Here is a 21304-nt window from a genome sequence, read left to right on the forward strand (position 1 = left end):
CGCCGGCCCCGGGGCGGGGGGTCAGAACAGGCGGAGCTTGTCGTCCTCGATGCCGCGCAGGGCGTCGTAGTCCAGGATCTGGCAGTTGATGCCGCGGTCGGTGGCGAGGACGCGGGCCTGGGGCTTGATCTCCTGGGCGGCGAAGACACCGCGGACCGGTGCGAGGTGCGGGTCGCGGTTGAGGAGTTCGAGGTAGCGCGTGAGCTGCTCGACGCCGTCGATCTCGCCCCGGCGCTTGATCTCGACCGCGACCGTCCCCCCGTCGGCGTCCCGGCACAGGATGTCCACGGGGCCGATCGCGGTCATGTACTCGCGGCGGATGAGGGTGTAGCCCTCGCCCAGCGTCTCGATGCGGTCGGCCAGGAGTTCCTGGAGGTGCGCTTCCACGCCGTCCTTGATCAGGCCCGGGTCCACGCCGAGTTCGTGCGAGGAGTCGTGGAGGATCTCCTCCATCGTGATGATCAGTTTCTCGCCCGCCTTGTTGACGACCGTCCACACGCCCGCGTCCTCGCCCGTCCCCTCCTTCAGCGTGCAGGGCGGTGACATCCAGTTGAGCGGCTTGTAGGCCCGGTCGTCGGCGTGTACGGAGACGCTGCCGTCCGCCTTGACCAGGATCAGACGCGGTGCCGAGGGCAGGTGGGCGGTGAGCCGGCCGGCGTAGTCGACCGAGCACCGGGCAATGACGAGACGCATGGTCGGCAACGCTACTCGACGCCCCCGGGTGCTCGCGATCCGCCCGCCCGGCTCCCGTGGATCACCCCATTTGTCCCTGGAAACTCTTGTTCATCCCTGGCCGATTGTGGGCGTAACGGGACCGTTCCATATACGCATTCTGCTGGTGTGGTCACCTACGGTTGCCTACCGTAGGTGCGGGAGGTTGCGGTCCATGTACCGAGCGTGTTCGAAATCGCGAACTCCCCTATCTGTCCGGCAACCCCTGCGCTTTCGGGGGTGCGAGAGGAGAACCCATGTCGCTCGACGTCTCACCGGCCCTACTCGAACAGGCCGAGCGAGGCGAGGTCGACGAAGCAGCATTCGTCGACTGCGTCCGGACCTCCCTGCCCTACGCATGGGAGATGATCAGCTCCCTGGTGGCCCAGCTGAAGGTGGACGGCGGACCCTTCGCCGACAACCAGACGCCCCCGCCGGACGAGCAGGCACGCGGTCAGCTGCTGCGTGCGCTGGCGAGTGACGCGATACGCGGCGCGCTGCAGCGGCACTTCGGTGTGCGGCTGGCCTTCCAGAACTGCCACCGCGTGGCGGTGTTCCCGCTGGACGACGCGGTGGACGAGACGTTGGCCCGCTTCACGTCGGTGCGCAGCCAGTTGCTGAACCAGTCGCCGGAGCTTCGGGACTGCTGACGCGCGGTCTCGGCACGGCCGGGGCGGAGAGCCGACGGCTTGCCGCCCCACCCCTGGGAGGTGCACGCGGTACCGGGGCGGCGAGGCCCGGGCGGCGCCCCCGCGGGGGAGCCCGCGGGTCAGCGCAGCTGGGGCAGCACCTCGGCGCCCAGGCGCCGCAGGTTCTCCTCGGTGGCCGCGAGGTCGCCCGAGCCCTCCACCAGGAGGGCGAAGCGGGAGATGCCGGTGCGCTCCGAGGTGGCCGCGAGCCGGTCGGCCGCGAGCCGCGGGGTGCCCACCGGGTGCAGCCCGCAGAGCAGTTCGGTATAGGCGTGCGGGTCGCGCATCGTGCGCGCCCGTCCGTCCACCGTCACATGGGCCGCGAGGCCCTCTTTCAGCCAGCCCGGCATCGCCTTCGTCAGCGTCTCGACGGCGTCCGTGCGCCGGTCGGCGAGCTGGCAGACCCCGGCCGAGACATGGGCGGCGTCCGCGATCTCCTCGGCCGGCCGGCCCGCCGCGCGGGCGCAGCGCCGCCACAGGGCGACCATCTCGGCCTTCTCCTCGTCCCCGACGTGCATGCCGAGCAGCATCGGCAGCCCGCGCTCGGCAGCCAGCCGTACGCTCGCCGGCGAGGTGCAGGCGAGGACGACCTCCGGGCCGGGGGTCTCGACCAGGGCCTCGGAGGGGCGGGGCACGACCGGCACCTCGCGGAACGAGAACCGCTCGCCGGAGGCGGCCACGGACGGCTCGCTCAGCCAGCGCAGCAGCAGATCGAGGGACTCCGGGAACCCGTGTTCGTACGCACCCAGGCCCGCGCCGAAGACCTCCAGGTCGACCCAGGGGCCGCCGCGTCCGACGCCCAGCGAGAACCGCCCCCCGCTGGTGTGGTGGAGCAGTGCGGCCTGCTCGCCCAGGGCGACCGGGTGGGCCGTGGGCAGTACGCTGACCGCCGTGCCGACCCGGATGCGGTGGGTGCGGCCGAGCAGCAGCGCGGCCAGGGTCACCGCGGACGGGCAGGTGCCGTAGGGCACGAAGTGGTGCTCGGCGAGCCACACCGCGTCCAGCCCGGACTGCTCGGAGACCTCGGCCGCGCGGACCGCCCGGTGCAGGGCCTCCCCGGGGCCCTGGCCCGGGAACTGGGCCGCCAGCACAAAACTTCCTACGTACATCGCGTTCCTGCTCTTCCTCGGCTCCGACGGGAGCTCCCCCACCCGGCATAACCGTCTGACACGTGCCCAGGACACGGCCTGGCGGAGAGATTGGCGGATTGTCTGCAGAATGGGTCGCCCTGGAGGGGGACTTGTACGGGTTGGTTCCCTACGCGTACCCCACACGTACCCCCCGCGGCGACGCGTAGGCTGGACGGAGCCCGTGCTCCCTGTATAGCCCCGAGAGGTGTCCCGTGTCCCCGCGTCGCAACCGACCGAAGACAGCCGGATCACCGGACCGGAGCGCCGAGGGCGACCGCGCCGGCCGGTACGGCGGCTGGCAGTCCACCGAGAGCTGGCAGGGCGACGACTGGAGCGTGCGGCATGTCGCCGGGGCCAGCGCGGAGGGCAAGACCTACCGCTGCCCGGGCTGCGACCAGCTGATCCCCTCCGGCGTCCCGCACGTGGTGGCCTGGCCGGAGCACTCGGGCGTCGACGACCGCCGGCACTGGCACAAGGCCTGCTGGAACGCGAAGGACCGCCGCACCACGCGGGTGCAGCGGTCCCGTAACGCGCCGAGGTTCTGAGTCCGGGCCCTCCCTCACACGTCCCGGGTCCGCAGCAGCGAGTACGCGCCCGCGTACACCGCCGCCGTCACCACGAGCATGATCCACAGCGGGTCCCAGCCGGACGGCCCCGACCGGCCCAGGGAGGTGGAGTAGAAGACGCTCAGCTGGTTCGGGATCGAGTACTCGAACAGCCACGTGCGCAGCTTCTCGAGCGACTGCGTGGCCATGAACATCGCGAGCACCAGCGGCGCCAGGACCACGCCGATCATGATGGTGATCGCGCCCGCGGAGTGCCGGATCACCGAGCCGATCAGCAGCGAGACCAGGCCCAGCAGCGCCATGTAGAGGCTGACACCGACAGTGGCCTTGAACCACTCCCCGCCGGACGGGGTGCGCGCGCCGGTGTTCTCCAGCATGGACGCCTGGACCAGGGCCACGAACGTGGCGGTGACCAGGGTGACGGCGAAGGCGACGGCGAAGAACACGATCGACTTGGCGGCGAGCACCCGGGCCCGGCTGGGGCACGCGGTCATCGTCGTACGGATCAGGCCGGTGCCGTACTCCGAGGCGGTGGTCAGCACGCCGAGCGTGATGACGCAGATGCTGCCGACGAGCAGGCCGAAGAAGCCGAACGACAGCGGGTTCTCGCCGGACAGGCTTTCAGAGTCGGAGTTGGCCTCGATCACGGCGCCGGCCAGCAGGCCGATGCCGACGACGAGCACGATGAACACGCCGAGCGTCCACATCGTGGAGCGCACCGACCTGATCTTCGTCCACTCGGAGGCCAGCGCGTGCCCGAGGTGGGTGCGCACGACCGGGATGGGCGAGGTGTAGCCGGGGTACGGCCCGCCGGGCGCCGCCTGCCAGTCGGGCGCGGCGGCCGGAGCCTGCGGCATCGGGGGCTGGTGGGTGCTCATCGGGCGTCCTCGGTCTGGATCGGGTCGGCGGAGTCGGAGGCGGGCGCGGAGGCGGCGGCCGCCGGGGCCGGGGGAGAGGCGGGGGCGGGCGGCGCCGCGGGTGCCTGCGGGGCCGGCGGTGTCTCCTTGCTCAGGACCGGCGGCTGGGCCTGCGGGGCGGCGGCGGCCGACGGGGCCTGCGCGGGCTGGGCGGAGGGCTGGGCGGCCGGGGCGGCGGGCTGCGGGGCCTGCGCGGTCGGCTGGGCGTACGGGTTGCCCGCCCCCGGAGCCGCGGCCTGGGCCTGCGCGGTCGGCTGGGCGTACGGGTTGCCCGCCCCCGGAGCCGCGGCCTGGGCCTGCGCGGTCGGCTGGGCGTACGGGTTGCCCGCGCCCGGCGCGCCGCCGTACACCGCCCCCGACTGCTGCTGCGGTGGCGGCGGGGCGTACCAGCCGGGCTGGCCCTGGCCGGGGACCGGGACGGGGGGCTGGGCGCCGGGCGGGAGGGGCTGCTGGAGGCCCGCCTTCTGGTCGACGGTGGAGCGGTAGTCCACGGCGCCCTGCGTCAGCCGCATGTACGCCTCCTCCAGCGAGGCCTGGTGCGGGGACAGCTCCCACAGCCGGACGTCCGCCTCGTGCGCGAGGTCGCTGATGCGGGGCAGTGGCAGCCCCGTGACCCGCAGCGCGCCGTCCTGCTCGGGCAGCACGTGGCCGCCCGCCTCGGTGAGCGCGGAGGAAAGCTTCTCGCGCAGCTGCGGCTCGGTGTCCGGGGTGCGCACGCGCGCGAAGTCGGCGGAGTTGGCCGAGATGAAGGCCGTCACGCTCATGTCGGCGAGCAGCTGGCCGCGCCCGATCACGATGAGGTGGTCGGCGGTCAGCGCCATCTCGCTCATCAGGTGGGAGGAGACGAAGACCGTCCGGCCCTCGGCCGCGAGCGCCTTCATCAGGTTGCGGACCCAGAGGATGCCCTCGGGGTCGAGGCCGTTGACCGGCTCGTCGAAGAGCAGCACCTGGGGGTCGCCGAGCAGCGCGGCGGCGATGCCGAGGCGCTGGCCCATGCCGAGCGAGAAGCCCTTGGAGCGCTTCTTGGCCACGCCCTGGAGGCCGACCACGCCGAGCACCTCGTCCACGCGGCGGGCCGGGATGCCCGACATCTGGGCGAGGCTCAGCAGGTGGTTGCGGGCGCTCCGGCCGCCGTGCACGGCCTTGGCGTCGAGCAGCGCGCCGACCTGCCGGGGGGCGTTGGGGAGCTTTTGGTACGGGTAGCCGCCGATGGTGACCGACCCGGACGTGGGGTTGTCCAGCCCGAGGATCATCCGCATCGTCGTGGACTTGCCCGAGCCGTTCGGCCCGAGGAAACCGGTGACGGCTCCCGGCCGCACCTGGAAGGAAAGGTTGTACACGGCGGTCTTGTCGCCGTAGCGCTTGGTCAGGCCGACAGCCTCGATCATGCTCCGCACCCATCAGAGGTTCAGGACAGCGGGGCACACGCCCCCGTAAGGGTTAGGAGGATATCGGGGCGCTGACGGTTCCGCCCAAGAGCGGGTAAAGACCGGAGCGCGGTGTGACGTGACCGCCGGTGCTACTGGGCGTCCCGGCGCCTGAGGAGGACGTAGCCGCCCGCCAGCGCGGCGAGCACCCACAGTGCCATGATCCCGAGCCCGGTCCAGGGCCCGTACGGCGTGTCGTCGCCCAGTCGGGGGACCACCTGCATGATCCGCTTGCCGGCCTGGTCGGGCAGGTACTGGCCGATCTTCTTGGTGGCGTCGACGTTGCCGAGGATGTTGGAGATCAGGAAGAAGAACGGCATCAGGATGCCGAGGGACAGCATCGGCGAGCGCAGCATCGCGGCGACGCCCATGGAGAACACCGCGATCAGCGTCATGTACAGCCCGCCGCCGCACACCGCGCGCAGCACACCGGGATCGCCGATGGCGGCCCGGTGGGAGCCGAGCATCGCCTGGCCGAGGAAGAACGCGGCGAAGCTCGTCACCATGCCGACGGCGAGCGCGAGCGCCGCCGCCACCGCGACCTTGCAGAACAGGAAGGTGCCGCGGCGCGGTACGGCGGCCAGGGAGACCCGGATCATGCCGGTGCTGTACTCGTTGGACACGACCAGCACCCCGAACACGATCATCGCGAGCTGGCCGAGGGTCATGCCCGCGAAGCTGATCACCGTGGGGTCGAAGGAGAGCCGCTCCCGGGCGGGCATGTTCGCGTACTGGTGGTTCGTCAGCGCGGAGATCAGCGCCCCGAGGGCGACGGTGACCACCACGGCGAGCGACAGCGTCCACACCGTGGACGCCACCGTCCGGATCTTGGTCCACTCGGACCGGATGACCTGTACGGCCGCCATGGCTCAGGACTCCTTCCAGCCGGCGCCCCAGCCCGGCTCGGCCGCGGCCGGCCCGGCGTGCGCGTGGTACTCCACGGTCTGGGCCGTCAGCTGCATGAACGCCTCCTCCAGCGAGGCCTGCTGCGGGCTCAGTTCGTGCAGCACGAGCCCGTTGCGCGCGGCCAGTTCCCCGATCTGCCCGGCCTTGTCGCCGGCCACCTCCAGTGCCCCGCCGCCCGCCTCCACGACGGTGATCCCCGCCTGGTGCAGCACGTCGAGCAGCCGCTCGCGCTGCGGGGAGCGGATGCGCACGTACGTCCGCGAGTTCGCCTGGATGAAGTCGGCCATCGAGGTGTCCGCGAGCAGCCGGCCCCGCCCGATGACCACCAGGTGATCGGCGGTCAGCGCCATCTCGCTCATCAGGTGACTGGACACGAACACCGTCCGGCCCTGCTCGGCCAGCGACTTCATCAGGTTCCGGATCCAGTGGATGCCCTCCGGGTCCAGACCGTTCACCGGCTCGTCGAACATCACGATCCGCGGGTCGCCGAGCAGCGCGGCGGCGATCCCGAGCCGCTGCCCCATGCCGTACGAGAACCCCTTGGCCTTCTTGCGGGCCACGGCGGTGAGCCCCACGGTCTGGAGCACCTCGTCCACCCGGCTGCCCGGGATGCCGTTGCTCTGGGCGAGGCAGAGCAGGTGGTGGTAGGCGCTCCGGCCGCCGTGCACGGCCTTGGCGTCCAGCAGGGCGCCGATGCACGTCAGCGGGTCCTTGAGTCGGTCGTACCGCGTACCGTCGATGCGGACGTCGCCGGCCGTGGGGTGGTCGAGCCCGAGGATCATCCGCATGGTGGTGGACTTCCCGGCCCCGTTGGGCCCCAGGAACCCCGTCACGACACCCGGCCGGACGGTGAAGGTGAGATCGTCGACCGCCACCTTGTCGCCGTACCGCTTGGTCAGCCCCTCAAGCTCGATCATGCGGCCACGCTAGGACGGGCTCCGGACGCCTGCCACTCGAAGCGGCCGCAGGGTGGTCCCACGTCCTTGCCCTACGGCCCAAGGCCCGCGCCGGCGACGGAGGCCGGACGGCGGAGGCGCGGCGGGAGCGGACGGCGGAGGCGCGGCGGGAGCGGACGGCGAAGGGGCGGCGGGACCCTGCCCACCGCCCCTTCGAGCGTCGTACGCCTGCCCGGCCTACCGGGACTGCTGCGCCGGAACGCCCCGGGACATCGGCTCGTCGTCGGTGGACGTGCCGGCCGCGGCAACGGCGGCACCGGTCAGCGTGGCGAGCATCTCGCGGACGTTCGTCAGCTGGGCGTTGATGCTGTCGCGGCGGTTGGTGAGCGCCGCCAGCTCCCGCTCGGACTCCGAACGGATCCGGTCGGCCTTGGCGTTGGCGTCCGCCACGATGTCCTCGGCCTGCCGCTGGGCGGTCTCCACCGTCTGGCGGGCCCGGCGCTCGGCGTCGGTGCGCAGCTTCTCCGCCTCCAGGCGCAGCTGCTCGGCGCGGTGCTCGATCTCCGCGAGCCGCTTCTCCGCCTTCTGCTGACGGGAGGCCAGGTCGCGCTCGGACTGCTCGCGGCGCTTGGCCAGGTTGGTCTCGAAGTCCGCGGCGGCCTGCGCGGCCTTGGCGCGGGTCTCCTCGAAGAGGGCGTCCGCCTCCTCGCGCTTGGACTGCGCGTCCTTCTGCGCCTCGGCACGCAGCTGGGTCGCGTCGGCCTTGGCCTTCTCGACGATCCGGACGCCCTCGTCCTCGGCCTTGGACTTGCGCTCGGCCGCGTACGACTCGGCGTCGTTGCGGACCTGCTGGGCCGCCGACTCGGCGAGGTCGCGGTGCTGCTCGGCCGCCCGCCGGGCCTCCTCACGCAGCTCCTTTGCCTCTTCCTCGGCCAGGCGCAGGATCTTCTCGACCCGCGCGCCGAGACCCGCGTACGACGGCTCGGCGTCGGTGATCTGCGCCTGGGCGTTCTGCGTTTCGAGGTGCAGCTCCTCGATGCGCTTTTCCAGAGCGGTGATGCGGGCGAGAGCGCTGTCACGGTCGGAGACGAGCTTGGAGATACGTTCGTCCACCTGAGCGCGGTCGTACCCACGCCGCACAAGCTCGAAGCCGTAGGGGGAAGTGTCGCTCATGGGGTTCCTGTCGAATGAGACCGGTGAGTGAGGTGATAGGGGGAATCCTAGGGGCCGAAGCGGTGTGTCATCGAGCGGATACGGTTTTGGTCTGGAGAATGGCACCTCTTTCGGGTGGCTGACCGTCACATGGCTTGCTGACGAGCAGGGCAAAGCACCCAGAAGACACCCGAACGCACCTCCCGCGCTAGCTTTCCGGCGACTTACCACCCGAACGGGGGGCACCCACCGTGGCGCCCGCCTTGACCCCGTTGTCCTTGCCGGACGTGGGCGCCTCGAAGGACTCCAACGCCTCCAGGACGTCCTGCACACGCGAGATCTCGGCGTTGATGTCCTCGCGCCGGCGCATCAGGACCTCCAGCTCCCGCTTGCCCTCCTCGACCGTGCGCCGGGCCTCGCGGATGGCCTCCGCCTTCAGCTCCTCGGCCTCCTTGACCAGGCGGGCCTTCTTCTGCTCGGCCTCCTTGAGCAGCCCCTCCGCCTTCTTCACCGCGGCGATCCGCACCTTGCCCGCCTCGGAGTCCGCGTCCGACACCAGCTCCTTGGCCTTGGCCTCGGCCTTCGCCAGCTGCTCCTCGGCGGCCTTGATGAGCGCGTCGCAGCGGTCGCCGGTGGACTTCATCGTCTCGGCGGCCTCACGGCGGGCCCGCTCGTGCAGCTCCTCGATCTCGCCGGTGATGCGGTCGCGCAGCTCCTCCGCGCGCTGCCGGATCGCGGTGGCGTCCCGGCGGGCGCCGACCAGCAGCTCGTCCGCGTCCGTACGGGCCTTCTCCACCAGCGAGTTGCCCTCGATGGTCGCCTCGGAGACGATCCGGTCGGCCTCGCTGCGGGCCGCACCGACCATCGTGTCGGCCTGCGACTCGGCGTCCGCGGTGGCCTTCAACGCCTGCTGCTGCGCCTCGGCGAGCAGCTTGTCGGCCTCGGCCGTGGTCTCCGTGATGAGCTTGTCGACCTGCTCGGCCGCCTCCGAACGCCGCTTGTTGGCCTCCTGGCGCGCCTCGTCCAGGGTCCGCTCGGCCTGCTCCCGCGCGGAGTTGACGAGCCGTTCGGCCGCCGCCTCCGCGTCCGCCCTCGTCCGGTCCGCCTCGGCCCGCAGCCGCTCCGCGTGCGCCTGCGCCGAACCGACCGTCTCGGCGGCCTCGGCGCGCAGCCGCTCGGCCTCCTCGGTGGCCTCCCCGAGCAACTGCTCGGCCTCGGCCAGCGCCTCGGCGCGGACCCGGTCGGCCTCGGCGACGGTGTCGTTCTGGAGCCGTTCGGCCTCGTGACGGGCCTCGGTGATGAGGGTGTCGGCCTGGGTGGCGGCGTCGGAACGGATGCGGTTGGCGTCCTCGCGGGCGTCCGCCCGGGCCCGGGCCGCCGCCTCGGTGGCCTCGGTGAGCGTCTGCGACGCCTCCGTGCGGATCCGCTCGGCCTCGGCGGCCGTCTCCGCCTGCAGCTGCTCGGCCTCGGCCAGCGCCTCGGCGCGGACCCGGTCGGCCTCGGCGACGGTGTCGTTCTGGAGCCGTTCGGCCTCGTGACGGGCCTCGGTGATGAGAGTGTCGGCCTGGGTGGCCGCGTCGGAACGGATGCGGTTGGCGTCCTCGCGGGCGTCCGCCCGGGTACGAGCGGCCGCCTGGTCGGCCTCGGCGAGCGCGTCCGACGCCTCGGTGCGCACCCGCTGGGCGTACTCGCCCGCGTCCGCGCGCAGCCGCTCGGCCTCGGCGATCGCCTCCGTCATCGTCCGCTCGGCCAGTGCCTTGGCGGCCTCCGACTCCTCGCTCGCCTCGCGCCGGAGCCGGGAGGCGTCCTCGCTCGCCCGCTCCCGCTCGGCGTAGGCGTCGGCGCGGACCCGGTCCGCCTCCTCCTCGGCCTCCCGGCGGGTACGGTCCGCCGCGTGCTCGGCGGCCGAACGCAGCCCGGTGATCTCCTCCTGCGCCTGCTCGTGCAGCCCCGCGACGGAGTCCCGCACCTGCTGCGCGTGCTGCTCGGCGGCGGACACCATCTCCGTGGCCCGCCGGTCGGCCTCCTCCACCAGCCGGGTGGCCTCGGCCTGCGCCTCCTCCACCCGCTTGCGGGCGGACGCCAGCAGCTCCTCGCTCTGCTCGCGGGCCCGCTGCCGCTCCTGGTCGGCTTCCTCGCGGGCGGAGCCGAGGAGTTCCTCGGCCTCGCGGCGGCGCCGGGCGGCCTCCTCCTGCGCGGCGGCCAGCGTCTCGGACGCCTCGGTGCCCAGCCGCTCGGCGGCGGCCTGCGCCTCGGCACGCACCCGGTCGGCGGTGTCCTGGGCCTCCGCCTTCAGCCGCTCGGCCTCGGCGGCGGCCTCGGACCGCAGCCGTACGGCGACGGCCTCGCCCTCGGCGCGGGACGCGGACGCATCGGACGCGGCCTCGTCCCGCAGCCGCTCGGCCTCGGTCTCGGCCTGCTGCTGGAGCGTCCGGATACGCTCGGCGGCCTCCGTGCGCAGCCGCTCGGCCTCCTCGGCGGCCTCCCGGCGGATCCGGGCCGCCTCCTCCCGGGCGTCGGTCAGCGCCTGCTCGGCCGACGCGAGCCGCTCCTGCGCCTCCGTCTGGAGCCGCGCCAGCTCCTCGGCGGCCTCCGCACGGCGGGCCTCGACGGCCCTCTCGGTCTCCTCGCGCAGCTCCCGCGCGGCCTTCTCGGCGTCCGCCCCGGCCTTCTCGGCCTGCTCGGCGGCCTCCGCGCGCAGCCGCTCGGCCTCCTTGCGGGTGCGCTCCAGGGTCTCCTCGGCCTGCCGGCGCAGCGCGGTGGCCCGCTCGATGGCCTCGGTGCGGACCTTCTCGCTGTCGCCGGTCGCGCTCTTGCGCATCTCGTCGGCGTCCGCCTTGGCCTTGGCCAGCAGCTCCTCGGCGGACCTGGCCGCCTCCTCGATCTGCGTCACCGCCTCCCGGCGGGCCTCGGCACGGATCGACTCGCCCTCGGCGACCGCGTCGGCACGCAGCTGCTCGGCCTCGCCCCGCAGCCGGCGGGCCTCCTCCTGCAGCTCGACCGTCTTGGCGCGGTACTCCTTGGTGTCGTCCTTCGCCGCGCCCTTGAGCTGCGCGGCGATGTCGTGCGCCTCGGCGCGCAGCCGGTCCGCCTCGGTCTCGGCCTCCGAGCGGATCCGCTCGGCCTCCTCGGCGGCGGCCCTGGTGGTCTTCCGGGCGTCCTCGGAGGCCTTGTTGAGGACCTCCTCGGCGGTCCTCGCCGCCTTCGACAGCTGGGTGGCCGTCTCCTCGGCGGTGATCGAGCGGGCCTTCTCGGCGGCCTCGGCGACGATCTTCTCGGCCTCGGCTCGGGCGTCCGCGACCAGTTGCTCGGCCTCCGACCGGGTGTTCTCGGCCTCCTTGGTGGCCTCCTCCACCAGCCGGGCCACCTGCTCCTTGGCCGTGCGGGTACGCGTCTCGTTGGCGGTCTCGGCGGTCGCGAGGGCCTTGGCGGCGGCCTCCTTCGCCTCCGTGACCACCTTCTCGGCCTCGGCCTGCGCCTTGCGCAGCGCCTCCTCGGCCGCCGTCATCCGCTCCTCGGCGGCCCGGCTCAGCTCGGCGGCCTGCCGGCGGGCCGTGTCCGACTCGGTGACCGTGGCCGTACGCAGCTGCTCGGCGTGCTCGGTGGCCTCCTGCGCCTGCGTGGAGGCCGCGTTCAGCAGCCGCTCGGCGTCCGTACGGGCCCGGCGCAGGATCTGCTCGGCCTCCGCGCGCGCCGCCTCGGCGTCGCTCTGCAGCCTCTCCCGGGCCTCCCGGGTCAGCCGCTCGGCCTCCGCGCGGGCGGTGGCCATCGCCTGCTCGGCCTCCGCGCGGGACTCCTCCAGCAGCCGGCGGGCCTGCTGCTCGGTGCGGGCCCGCAGCTGCTCGGCCCAGGCCACGTTCTCGTTGACGTGCGACTCGACGGTGGCCCTGCGCTCGGCCAGCTCCTGGTCCAGCTGCTGGCGCCGGGTCACCGCCTCCTGGTGCAGCTCGGCCTGGAGCCGGGCGGCCTGCTCGGCGTGCTCCTGCAGGATGCGCTGGGTCTGCGCGCGGGCCTGGCTCAACTCCCGCTCGGCGTCCTGGCGCAGCTGCTCGGCCTGCATCTGGGCGTTGCGGAGCAACTGCTCGGCCTGGTAGCCGATGTCACCCGCGTCGTAGGCGGGCCGGGTCATGAGGGTGCGGCGCGCCTCGTGCAGCTTGGCGCGCAGCACCTCGACCTGGTAGCCGAGGTCCTCGGCGTGCTGGATCGCCTTCTCCCGCTCGGTCCTCAGCCGCTTCATCTCGGCCTCGAACCGAGAGAGGTGGTCGACGTCAGCCGCCGGCTCTCGCTCCTGGCTCTCGTAGCCCCGCACTGCGCGGTCCCATCCGTCCCCTGGTCAGCTTCTCCAACGAGCACCGTTCATCCGCCGAACGGGGCCCCCGGGGAATGGTGTCAGACAGACGGCGGAGCACGGGCTGCTGCCCCGACGCTCGTCCCCCGAAACCCGGACCCCGGCATGCGGCCGCCCCGGTGGAGGGGACGACCGCCCCCAACCCTACCGGCCCCTTTGTACGGGGGTCAGTGCTCAGGTGACTCAACAGGGGCCGAAGTGACCAGTTCTGTCAGAACGCCATGGCAGTCCTTGGGGTGCAGGAAGGTGATCCGCGACCCCATGGAGCCGCGTCGTGGCTCGTCGTAGAGCACCCGGACGCCCTTGCCGCGGATCTCCTCGGAGTCCGTGTCGACGTCCGCCGTGCCGAAGGCGATGTGGTGGACGCCCTCCCCGTTCTTGGCCAGCCATTTGCCGACCGCGGAGTCCTCCCGGGTCGGTTCCAGCAGCTGGAGGTAGGAGGCGCCGCCGTCCGAGGTCTCGTTGATCCTCAGCATGGCCTCGCGCACGCCCTGCTCCTCGTTGACCTCGGTGTGGAACACCTCGAAGCCGTACGTGGCCCGATAGAACTCGACGGTCGTGTCGAGGTCGTGGCAGGCGATCCCGATGTGGTCGATTCGCGTCAGCATGGATTCAGTGCAGCGCTCCCGGGGTGGTTACGCAACGTGCGCGCGATCACACCGACAGGCCGGTGACGCCATGTCCAACCGCTCAGTACATTCGAAGTAAACCCTCGTTCACTCCTCGGCTGCGAGCGCAGCTGGAAGGGGATCGCACCTCATGTCTTCTGGAACGACCAGCTCGGTGATCGTCGCGGGCGCCCGGACGCCCATGGGGCGACTGCTGGGCTCGCTCAAGTCCTTCTCCGGAGCCGACCTGGGCGGCTTCGCGATCAAGGCCGCCCTCGACCGTGCGGGGATCGGCGGCGACCAGGTGCAGTACGTCATCATGGGCCAGGTGCTCCAGGCCGGCGCGGGCCAGATCCCGGCCCGCCAGGCCGCGGTCAAGGCCGGCATCCCGATGAACGTACCGGCGCTCACCGTCAACAAGGTGTGCCTGTCCGGCCTCGACGCGATCGCCCTCGCCGACCAGCTGATCCGCGCCGGCGAGTTCGACATCGTCGTGGCGGGCGGCCAGGAGTCCATGACCAACGCCCCGCACCTGCTGCCCAAGTCCCGCGACGGCTTCAAGTACGGCGCGGTCCAGATGCTCGACGCGATGGCCTACGACGGCCTGACCGACCCGTGGGAGAACATCCCGATGGGCGAGTCCACCGAGAAGCACAACACCCGCCTCGGCATCGGCCGCGCCGAGCAGGACGAGATCGCCGCCCTGTCCCACCAGCGGGCCGCCGCCGCCCAGAAGAACGGCCTGTTCGAGGCCGAGATCACCCCGGTGGAGATCCCGCAGCGCAAGGGCGAGCCGGTGCTGTTCAGCAAGGACGAGGGCATCCGCGGCGACACCACCGCGGAGTCCCTCGGCAAGCTGCGCCCGGCCTTCGCCAAGGACGGCACGATCACGGCCGGTTCCGCCTCGCAGATCTCCGACGGCGCGGCGGCCGTGGTCGTGATGAGCAAGGCCAAGGCCGAGGAGCTGGGCCTGGAGTGGCTGGCGGAGATCGGCGCCCACGGCAACGTGGCCGGGCCGGACAACTCCCTGCAGTCCCAGCCGTCCAACGCCATCCGGCACGCCCTGAAGAAGGAGGGCCTGGACGTCTCCGATCTGGACCTCATCGAGATCAACGAGGCCTTCGCCGCCGTCGCCGTGCAGTCGATGAAGGACCTCGGCGTGTCCACCGAAAAGGTGAACGTGAACGGTGGTGCGATCGCCCTGGGTCACCCGATCGGCATGTCCGGCGCCCGGCTCGTGCTCCACTTGGCGCTGGAGCTGAAGCGGCGCGGCGGGGGTGTCGGCGCGGCGGCGCTGTGCGGCGGTGGCGGCCAGGGTGACGCGCTGATCGTGCGGGTACCGAGGGCCTGAGGTCCGGTCGGTCTCGTGCAGCGGTACGTCGGTGAAGTGAACGGAGCTGTGATGCAGGACGTCTCCTCTCTGGTGGCCCAGGCCAGGGAAGGCCGGCCGCGGGCCGTGGCCCGGCTGATCTCCCTGGTGGAGGGGGCGTCCCCGCAGCTCAGGGAGGTGATGGCGGCGCTGGCCCCGCTGACCGGCAACGCCTACGTGGTCGGTCTGACGGGCTCACCGGGCGTCGGTAAGTCGACGTCCACCTCCGCGCTCGTCACCGCGTACCGCAAGCAGGGCAAACGGGTCGGCGTCCTGGCCGTCGACCCCTCGTCGCCGTTCTCCGGCGGCGCCCTGCTCGGCGACCGGGTCCGGATGTCCGACCACGCGTCCGACCCCGGTGTCTACATCCGCTCGATGGCGACCCGCGGCCACCTCGGCGGCCTCGCCTGGGCGGCCCCGCAGGCCATCCGGGTGCTGGACGCGGCGGGCTGCGACGTGATCCTCGTGGAGACGGTCGGCGTCGGCCAGTCGGAGGTCGAGATCGCCTCCCAGGCGGACACCTCCGTGGTGCTGCTGGCCCCCGGCATGGGCGACGGCATCCAGGCGGCGAAGGCCGGGATTTTGGAGATCGGCGACGTCTACGTCGTCAACAAGGCCGACCGGGACGGCGCCGACGCCACCGCCCGGGAGCTGAACCACATGCTGGGCCTGGGCGAGGCCCGGGGCCCGGGGGACTGGCGCCCCCCGATCGTCAAGACGGTCGCGGCCCGCGCGGAGGGCGTCGACGAGGTCGTGGAGGCCCTGGAGAAGCACCGGGCCTGGATGGAGGAGCGGGGCGTCCTCGCCGAGCGCCGCAGGGCCCGCGCGGCCCACGAGGTGGAGACCATCGCCGTCACCGCACTGCGCGAGCGCATCGGCGACCTGCGCGGCGACCGCCGCCTGAGCGCCTTGGCCGACCGCATCACGGCCGGCGAACTGGACCCGTACCGCGCGGCGGACGAACTGGTCGAGGGCCTGACCCAGACCTGAGAACCCGCCGCCCGCCTCCTCACCGGGAGCGGGAGCCCAGGGCCGCCACCACGCACCCACATCGGCGAGACCCCACCGCCCCGGCCCCTCGTCGGGGGCGGGGACCATCCCTGTCACCGCGCCGCGCGACCGCACGTGCTCCGGCCCTCGTCGGGGCTGGGGACCATCGCCGTCACCGTGCCGCGTGAGCGCAGGTGCCGGCCTGCGCGGCGACCGCCGTTCGAGCGCGCCGGCCGAGCGGATCACCGCCGGTGGATCGGCCTGACGCAGGACTGAGGGCTCGCCGCCTTTTCCCCCCGGGGGCGGCGACCGTGGACGTGACAGCGGCGCGCGACCGCGTCGGCGACCGTCGCCGACCGAGCGGTGGACGGGCCGGTCGCGGGCCCGCCCCAGGGCTGAGGGACCGCCGCCCCCCGCCCTCGCCGGGACGCGGGGCATCATCGCCGCCACCGCGCCGCGCGACCGCACGTGCTCCGGCCCTCGCCGGGGGTGGGGACCATCGCCGTCACCGTGCCGCGTGACCGCACGTGTCGGCCTGCGCGGCGACCGCCGTCCGAGCGCGCCGGCAGGGCGAAACGGCGCCGGAGCGAACCGGCCTGACGCAGGCTCAGGGCTCGCCGAGCCGGTGATCGTCCTGCTAGCGTGACGGGCATGTTCCTCTCCCTGGCGTAGAGCGCACCCGGGATCGCGGCGGCCGAGTGGCGGCCACCGCCCCCTTCGGTGTCCCTGCTTCCGCCTCTCCCTGAGGAACTTCCCGCATGTCCACGCACACCCCGCGGCCCTCGTACGCCGCCGTCCTGCGCGTCCCGCATGCCCGCCGCGCCTTCACCGCCGCCCTGGCCGCCCGCCTGTCCTACGGCACGGTCGCCCTCGCGGTCCTGCTGTCCGTCTCCGGGGCCACCGGGTCCTGGGCCGCCTCCGGCACCGTGCTCTCCCTGTTCGGCGCCACGACCGTCTTCCTGATGCCGCTGCGGGCCTCGCTGATCGACCGGCACGGCCCGCGCCGGGCCCTGCCGCCCATGTCGGCGCTGTACGGCGCCCTGCTGAGCCTCCTGGCGGCGCTCACCTGGCGGCCCGGCGCCCCGGCGGCGCTCATCGCCGTGTCCGCCGCCCTGGCGGGGGCCTGCGCGCCGCCCCTGGGCCCCACCATGCGCGCCCTGTGGTCCGAAACGGTCGCGGACCGGGCCCTGCTGCAGCGCGCCTACAGCCTCGACGGCGTCGCCGAGGAACTGCTGTACGTCTGCGGTCCGGCACTGGTCGGCGCGCTTGTCGGTTTCACCCCGCCGGCCGCCGCCATCCTGCTGAGCGCGGCCCTGAACGTGGCCGGCACCTGTGTCTTCGTCACCTCCCCGGCCCTGCCCGGCCCGCGCCCGGCACCCCGGCTGGAACGCCCCGCGGCGGTCCGCGGCCTGCTGCCCCCGGTCGCGGTGGCCCTGGGCGTCGGACTGGCCCTCAGCGCGGTGGAACTGCTGGTCATGGCCTTCGCCACGGAACGCGACCACGACCCCGCGCTCGTCCCCTGGGTCCTGGGCGCGCTCTCGGCGGGCAGCGCGCTGGGCGGGCTGGCCAACGGAGCGGTGCGCTGGCGTACGACCGCCCGGACCCGGCTGTGCCGGTTCGCGGCGGCCCTCGGCCTGGTCCTCGCCCTCGCGGGCCTGGCCCCCGACCTGTGGACCCTCACCGGTGTGCTGGCCCTCGCCGGCGCGTTCCTCGCCCCGGCGCTGACGACGGCCTACCTCCTTGCCGACGAGACGGCCGCGGAGGGTTCCCGGACCCGGGCCGGCGCGTGGGTGAACACCGGGATGAACGCGGGAAGTTCGGCCGGAGCGCTGGCGGCGGGGCTGCTGATCGGCCGCCTCCCGCTGGCCTCGTGCTTCGCCCTGGCAGGCGCAACGGCCCTGCTCGCCGCGGCTGCGGCGCGGCCGCAGGTCGCGGGCGGCCGGCCGTGGGGTTCCCCGCGCTCCTGGGGGAACCGCGACGAGCCGCCCGCGGCCTGAGGGCCCGGCGACGCTCAGGGGCGCCCCCGCTGCCCCCTCAGGTGCTCGGCGATCGGCCTGAGCGCCTTGTCCAGCTCCATCAGCGCGTCCGCGGACAACAGGTCGATGAAATGCCGCCGTACCGATGCCACATGGTGCGGCGCGACCTTCTTCATCGTCTCCATGCCGTGCTCCGTGAGCACGGCGTACAGCCCCCGCCGGTCCGACTCGCAGTTCTCACGGCGCACCAGGTTCGCGTTCTCCATGCGCGTGATCTGGTGCGAGAGCCGGCTCTTGGACTGCATGGTCGCGGAGGCGAGGTCGCTCATCCGCATCCGTACGTCGTCCGACTCGGACAGGTTCACCAGGATCTCGTAGTCGTTCATTGTCAGGCCGAACGGCTGCAGATCCTTTTCGAGCTGGTACGTCAACAGCCTGTTGACCTCCAGGTGGGTGCGCCAGGCGCACTGCTCCGCATCGGTCAGCCAGCGCGTGGCCGTCTCGGTCTCCATGAATGAAGTCTACCTAAGAAGTTGAATGACGAACTACTTCGGGTGGTGTGACGGTGCGCACGCGTTCGACGTCACACTCCGCAGACTACCGCTCACAGCCCGAAGCGACGCTGGAGGTCCCCCAGCTGTCCGGGAAGGCGCGGTGCGCCCGACGATTGCGGACCGTGTCCACCCGACGCCGTTCCGCCACCTCCGGGGACCCCCGGTTCGGGAGGAACCGCCCCCGTGGACGCCTCCGCCATCAGGGTCTCCGTCGACTGCAGCAGCACCGTTCCGGCACCCACGAACTCGAACTGGTGCTCCTCCCCGGAAGCCCCGCCCAGGCCCGTCACCGCACGGATTCCGCCCAGTACACCCGCCATGTACCCATGGTCGTAGTGATGGCACGGGGACGGGCAGTCGGCCCACCCGACGAGCGCCTGGGGGTCGACCCGGATCGGAGGTTCCATGAACACCACCGGTCCGTTGGATGCGGCCACGAACTTGCCGGTTCCGATAAGGGTCAGAAAGCCCGGCACGATCGACTGCTTGAGCGCGAGACTTGGCTGAAAAGCGAGCAGATTGCCCGCGCGAATGGTCAAGTTCCCGTCGTCCAGGTCGTAGGAGTTGACGTCGAAGGCCCGGTCGGCCAGCAGCATCTTGCCGGAGCCCGCCGCCACCACCCAGTCGCTCGCGTGCAGTGGCGAATGGAACGACGTACGGACAAGTCGGTCGAGTCGCCCGTGCCCGATGCCGTTGAACTCGATCGCCCCGTAGTAGGCGATCATCTTCCCCTTCTGGAGGAACCACTGCCCGCTCTTCAGCTCGACGCAGAAGGTGTACTTGTTCACGTTGTCGTCGGCGGGCAGGGTCACCGGGTCGTACACGACCGGTCCGGCGGCCGGGGTCCCGTAGGTGCTCACAGCTTCTCCTCCGACGCCTGGACGTAGACCGTGCCGGTGCCGCTCAGCTCCAGTTGAAAGGCCTCGCCGGAGCCACGGCCGACCATCTCGCGCCAGCCGAGGGCGGTGGACAGCCTGTTGCGGACCTCGCCGTGGTGGGCGACGTACGCCTGCGGGTCGACGTGGACCGGGCGCTGCGGGGTGATCGGGATCCCGAAGACACCGCCGTGCGCCATCACGGCCACCGAGCCGTGGCCCTGGAGGGTCGTCGTGAACAGGCCCTGGCCGGTGACCTGGCCCCGGACCATGCCCATGACCCCGCCCTGCGAGCCCAGGAACATCGTGCCCTGACGCAGCGTGCCCTCGAAGGCGAGCAGCCGGTCCGCCTCGACGTAGAGCGTGTCGCCGGTGAGGCCGATCACATGGACGTGGTGGCCGCCGTGCCCGAAGAACACCGTGCCGCTGCCCTCCACGGTCATCAGCGGGGTCGCCTCGCCGGCCACCCGGCGCCCGAGCATGGACATCAGGCCGCCCTGGCCGCCCTGGAGGTTGGGCGTGAAGGACACCTCCCCCTTGTAGGCGAGCATCGCGCCGCGCTGGCTGAACAGACGCTGCCCCGGTGCCACGGTCGCCTCGACCATCTTGGAGTTGATCTCTCGGAAGGTCATCTCACAGGTCCCCCGCGATCGTGTTCCGCTCGCTCGGCTGCACGTACACCAGGCCGTCGCCCTCGAAGCGGATCTGGAACGCCTCGCCGCCGCCCTCCCCGAGGAGCGTGCGGAACGTCACACCGGACTGGAAGGACTGCCGGACATCGCCCTGGTGGGCGACATAGGCACCCGGGTCGACGATCAGCGGGTACTGCGGGCTGACCCGCAGGACGACCGCCGGCCCGTCGGAGACGATCGCCGCCTGGCCGTGGCCCTCCACGGTGGTCGTGAACAGGCCGTTGCCCTGCGAGGCCCCGCGCAGCCCCGTGAAGGTCGTGCCCGTCCGCAGGCCGGCGTCGGTCGCCAGCAGGTTGCCCGCCTCGACGTACAGCTTCTCGCCCCGCAGGCTGACCAGGTTGATCTCGGACGCCCGGTCCGCGAACCAGCAGGTCCCCTGCCCTCTCACCTCCATCACCGTCATCTGCTCGCCGGTGAGCCGCCGGGTCACCATCCCGCGCAGCCCCTCGCCGCCGCCGCTCAGCTTCTTGAAGGCCATCTGCCCGTCGTACGCGACCATCGAGCCGTTCTTCGCCTTGACGGCGTCCCCGGTCATGTCGACGGCGAGCACCTTGCTGCCCTGGAGTCGGAACATCGCCACGCTGCGAAAGTAGCGGCCGGGCGGGTGGACGGAACAGGGCCCACGGGTGGAGACCCACCCTGAGCGGACCCCTAGGGGCGTGGTTTGCCACAATGGGGGAGCGCTTGTGCGTGCGTTCACAAATGATTACTCCCACCGAAACCGAAGGTGACCCGTGGACATCAAGACCGCCACCGCCCTCCGCCGTCTCCGTCTGGTCTCGGCCCCGGAGGCCGTGTCCTTCCTGATCCTGCTCCTGTGCTCGGTGCTGAAGCGGACCACGGACTTCAACGCGGTGCCCGTGATGGGCGGGATCCACGGTGTCCTGTTCATCCTGTACGTGATCTTCTGGGCGGACGCCTGGAACCGCACCAAGTGGCCGCTGAGGACGGCGGCCCTCTACTTCGTCCTCTCGGTGCTGCCCACCGGCGGCTTCTTCGCCGAGCGCAAGCTGCGCCGCGAGGCCGAGGACGCCGTCATCGCCGCCCGGGCCCGCCAGGAAGGGGTCGTGAACGCATGATCGTCGCCTTCTCCGTGACGCCGCTCGGCGTCGGCGAGGACGTGGGGGAGTACGTCGCCGACGCCGTCCGCGTGGTCCGCGAGTCGGGCCTGCCGAACCGCACCGACGCCATGTTCACCTCGGTCGAGGGCGAGTGGGACGAGGTCATGGACGTCGTCAAGCGCGCCGTCGCCGCCGTGGAGGCGCGCGCCCCGCGCGTCTCGCTCGTCCTCAAGGCGGACATCCGGCCCGGGGTGACGGACGGACTCACCTCCAAGGTGGAGACCGTCGAACGGCACCTCGCGCAGTAGCCGGCGGCCCCGGCACGACCCGCGAAACCCCGGTCCTCTGGGCCGGGGTTTTCTCGTCCTCATCGTTTGAGCGATCGCTCAAAGAAGGGGTAGATTCGTCGTCAGATGATTTGAGCAGACGCTCAAAAG

General features: G+C 72.4%; 20 protein-coding genes. 7 read left to right on the forward strand and 13 right to left on the reverse strand.

Features of this window, described 5'->3' with window-relative positions; all coding sequences use genetic code 11:
• Positions 1-21 precede the first annotated feature (21 nt).
• Positions 22-693: an endonuclease NucS gene (gene nucS / locus ACZ3ZD_RS29220; RefSeq protein WP_467403489.1), complete on the reverse strand. Its 672-nt coding sequence runs from the start codon at positions 691-693 to the stop codon at positions 22-24.
• Between the two features lie 275 nt (positions 694-968).
• Between nucS and ACZ3ZD_RS29225 the strand changes: the two genes are divergently transcribed.
• The gene (locus ACZ3ZD_RS29225) at positions 969-1361 is read left to right on the forward strand and encodes an SCO5389 family protein (RefSeq protein WP_467403492.1); all 393 of its coding nucleotides are present in this window, start codon (positions 969-971) and stop codon (positions 1359-1361) included.
• A gap of 119 nt (positions 1362-1480) precedes the next feature.
• Here the strand turns inward: ACZ3ZD_RS29225 and ACZ3ZD_RS29230 are convergent, their stop codons facing one another.
• Positions 1481-2509, reverse strand: coding sequence for an LLM class flavin-dependent oxidoreductase (locus ACZ3ZD_RS29230; protein WP_467403494.1), 1029 nt, complete (start codon positions 2507-2509; stop codon positions 1481-1483).
• 233 nt (positions 2510-2742) lie between these two features.
• Between ACZ3ZD_RS29230 and ACZ3ZD_RS29235 the strand changes: the two genes are divergently transcribed.
• Complete coding sequence (locus ACZ3ZD_RS29235) at positions 2743-3075, forward strand: ATP/GTP-binding protein (protein ID WP_467403497.1); 333 nt, start codon at positions 2743-2745, stop codon at positions 3073-3075.
• A gap of 14 nt (positions 3076-3089) precedes the next feature.
• On the opposite strand, the gene ACZ3ZD_RS29240 is transcribed toward ACZ3ZD_RS29235, so the two are convergent.
• The 7 genes from ACZ3ZD_RS29240 to mce form a co-directional block, all read right to left on the reverse strand.
• Complete coding sequence (locus ACZ3ZD_RS29240) at positions 3090-3974, reverse strand: ABC transporter permease (protein WP_467403500.1); 885 nt, start codon at positions 3972-3974, stop codon at positions 3090-3092.
• Positions 3971-5401, reverse strand: coding sequence for an ABC transporter ATP-binding protein (locus ACZ3ZD_RS29245; RefSeq protein ID WP_467403504.1), 1431 nt, complete (start codon positions 5399-5401; stop codon positions 3971-3973). Before ACZ3ZD_RS29245 ends, ACZ3ZD_RS29240 begins: the two co-directional genes overlap by 4 nt.
• Positions 5402-5532: 131 nt before the next feature.
• Positions 5533-6306 carry an ABC transporter permease gene (locus tag ACZ3ZD_RS29250; RefSeq protein WP_467403508.1) on the reverse strand — a complete coding sequence of 258 codons (774 nt, stop codon included), beginning with the start codon at positions 6304-6306 and terminating at the stop codon, positions 5533-5535.
• A gap of 3 nt (positions 6307-6309) precedes the next feature.
• On the reverse strand, positions 6310-7263 hold the full coding sequence (locus tag ACZ3ZD_RS29255; protein ID WP_467403511.1) for an ATP-binding cassette domain-containing protein: 954 nt from the start codon (positions 7261-7263) through the stop codon (positions 6310-6312).
• Positions 7264-7479: 216 nt separating this feature from the next.
• A complete protein-coding gene (locus ACZ3ZD_RS29260; protein WP_467403516.1) occupies positions 7480-8415 on the reverse strand; it encodes a cellulose-binding protein in 936 nt (311 codons plus the stop codon).
• Positions 8416-8602: 187 nt separating this feature from the next.
• A complete protein-coding gene (scy, locus tag ACZ3ZD_RS29265; RefSeq protein WP_467403518.1) occupies positions 8603-12703 on the reverse strand; it encodes a polarized growth protein Scy in 4101 nt (1366 codons plus the stop codon).
• Positions 12704-12909: 206 nt separating this feature from the next.
• Positions 12910-13350: a methylmalonyl-CoA epimerase gene (mce, locus tag ACZ3ZD_RS29270; RefSeq protein ID WP_467403521.1), complete on the reverse strand. Its 441-nt coding sequence runs from the start codon at positions 13348-13350 to the stop codon at positions 12910-12912.
• A 151-nt stretch (positions 13351-13501) separates the two neighbouring features.
• Here mce and ACZ3ZD_RS29275 point away from each other — a divergent pair, with 151 nt between their 5' ends.
• The 3 genes from ACZ3ZD_RS29275 (at position 13502) to ACZ3ZD_RS29285 (ending at position 17706) form a co-directional block, all read left to right on the forward strand.
• The gene (locus ACZ3ZD_RS29275) at positions 13502-14701 is read left to right on the forward strand and encodes an acetyl-CoA C-acetyltransferase (RefSeq protein ID WP_467403523.1); all 1200 of its coding nucleotides are present in this window, start codon (positions 13502-13504) and stop codon (positions 14699-14701) included.
• Positions 14702-14752: 51 nt separating this feature from the next.
• Positions 14753-15709, forward strand: coding sequence for a methylmalonyl Co-A mutase-associated GTPase MeaB (meaB, locus tag ACZ3ZD_RS29280; protein ID WP_467403527.1), 957 nt, complete (start codon positions 14753-14755; stop codon positions 15707-15709).
• Positions 15710-16467: 758 nt separating this feature from the next.
• Positions 16468-17706, forward strand: coding sequence for an MFS transporter (locus ACZ3ZD_RS29285; protein ID WP_467403530.1), 1239 nt, complete (start codon positions 16468-16470; stop codon positions 17704-17706).
• A 14-nt stretch (positions 17707-17720) separates the two neighbouring features.
• Here ACZ3ZD_RS29285 and ACZ3ZD_RS29290 read toward each other — a convergent pair whose 3' ends face one another.
• The 4 genes from ACZ3ZD_RS29290 to ACZ3ZD_RS29305 all read right to left on the reverse strand — a co-directional run bounded on the left by ACZ3ZD_RS29290 (position 17721) and on the right by ACZ3ZD_RS29305 (position 20380).
• On the reverse strand, positions 17721-18197 hold the full coding sequence (locus ACZ3ZD_RS29290; RefSeq protein WP_467403532.1) for a MarR family winged helix-turn-helix transcriptional regulator: 477 nt from the start codon (positions 18195-18197) through the stop codon (positions 17721-17723).
• A 92-nt stretch (positions 18198-18289) separates the two neighbouring features.
• Positions 18290-19099, reverse strand: coding sequence for an AIM24 family protein (locus tag ACZ3ZD_RS29295; RefSeq protein ID WP_467403535.1), 810 nt, complete (start codon positions 19097-19099; stop codon positions 18290-18292).
• Positions 19096-19746, reverse strand: a complete 651-nt coding sequence (locus tag ACZ3ZD_RS29300) for an AIM24 family protein (RefSeq protein WP_467403539.1) — start codon at positions 19744-19746, stop codon at positions 19096-19098. The genes ACZ3ZD_RS29295 and ACZ3ZD_RS29300 overlap by 4 nt, the downstream gene beginning before the upstream one ends.
• A gap of 1 nt (position 19747) precedes the next feature.
• Positions 19748-20380 (reverse strand): AIM24 family protein, encoded by a 633-nt coding sequence (locus ACZ3ZD_RS29305; protein ID WP_467403753.1) that lies wholly within the window; start codon positions 20378-20380, stop codon positions 19748-19750.
• A 160-nt stretch (positions 20381-20540) separates the two neighbouring features.
• On the opposite strand from ACZ3ZD_RS29305, the gene ACZ3ZD_RS29310 reads away from it, so the two are divergent.
• Positions 20541-20885 (forward strand): DUF3817 domain-containing protein, encoded by a 345-nt coding sequence (locus tag ACZ3ZD_RS29310; protein WP_467403543.1) that lies wholly within the window; start codon positions 20541-20543, stop codon positions 20883-20885.
• Complete coding sequence (locus ACZ3ZD_RS29315; RefSeq protein ID WP_393737810.1) at positions 20882-21175, forward strand: MTH1187 family thiamine-binding protein; 294 nt, start codon at positions 20882-20884, stop codon at positions 21173-21175. The genes ACZ3ZD_RS29310 and ACZ3ZD_RS29315 overlap by 4 nt, the downstream gene beginning before the upstream one ends.
• Positions 21176-21304 lie beyond the last annotated feature (129 nt).

This window comes from Streptomyces sp. NPDC023481 (genome assembly GCF_055560195.1).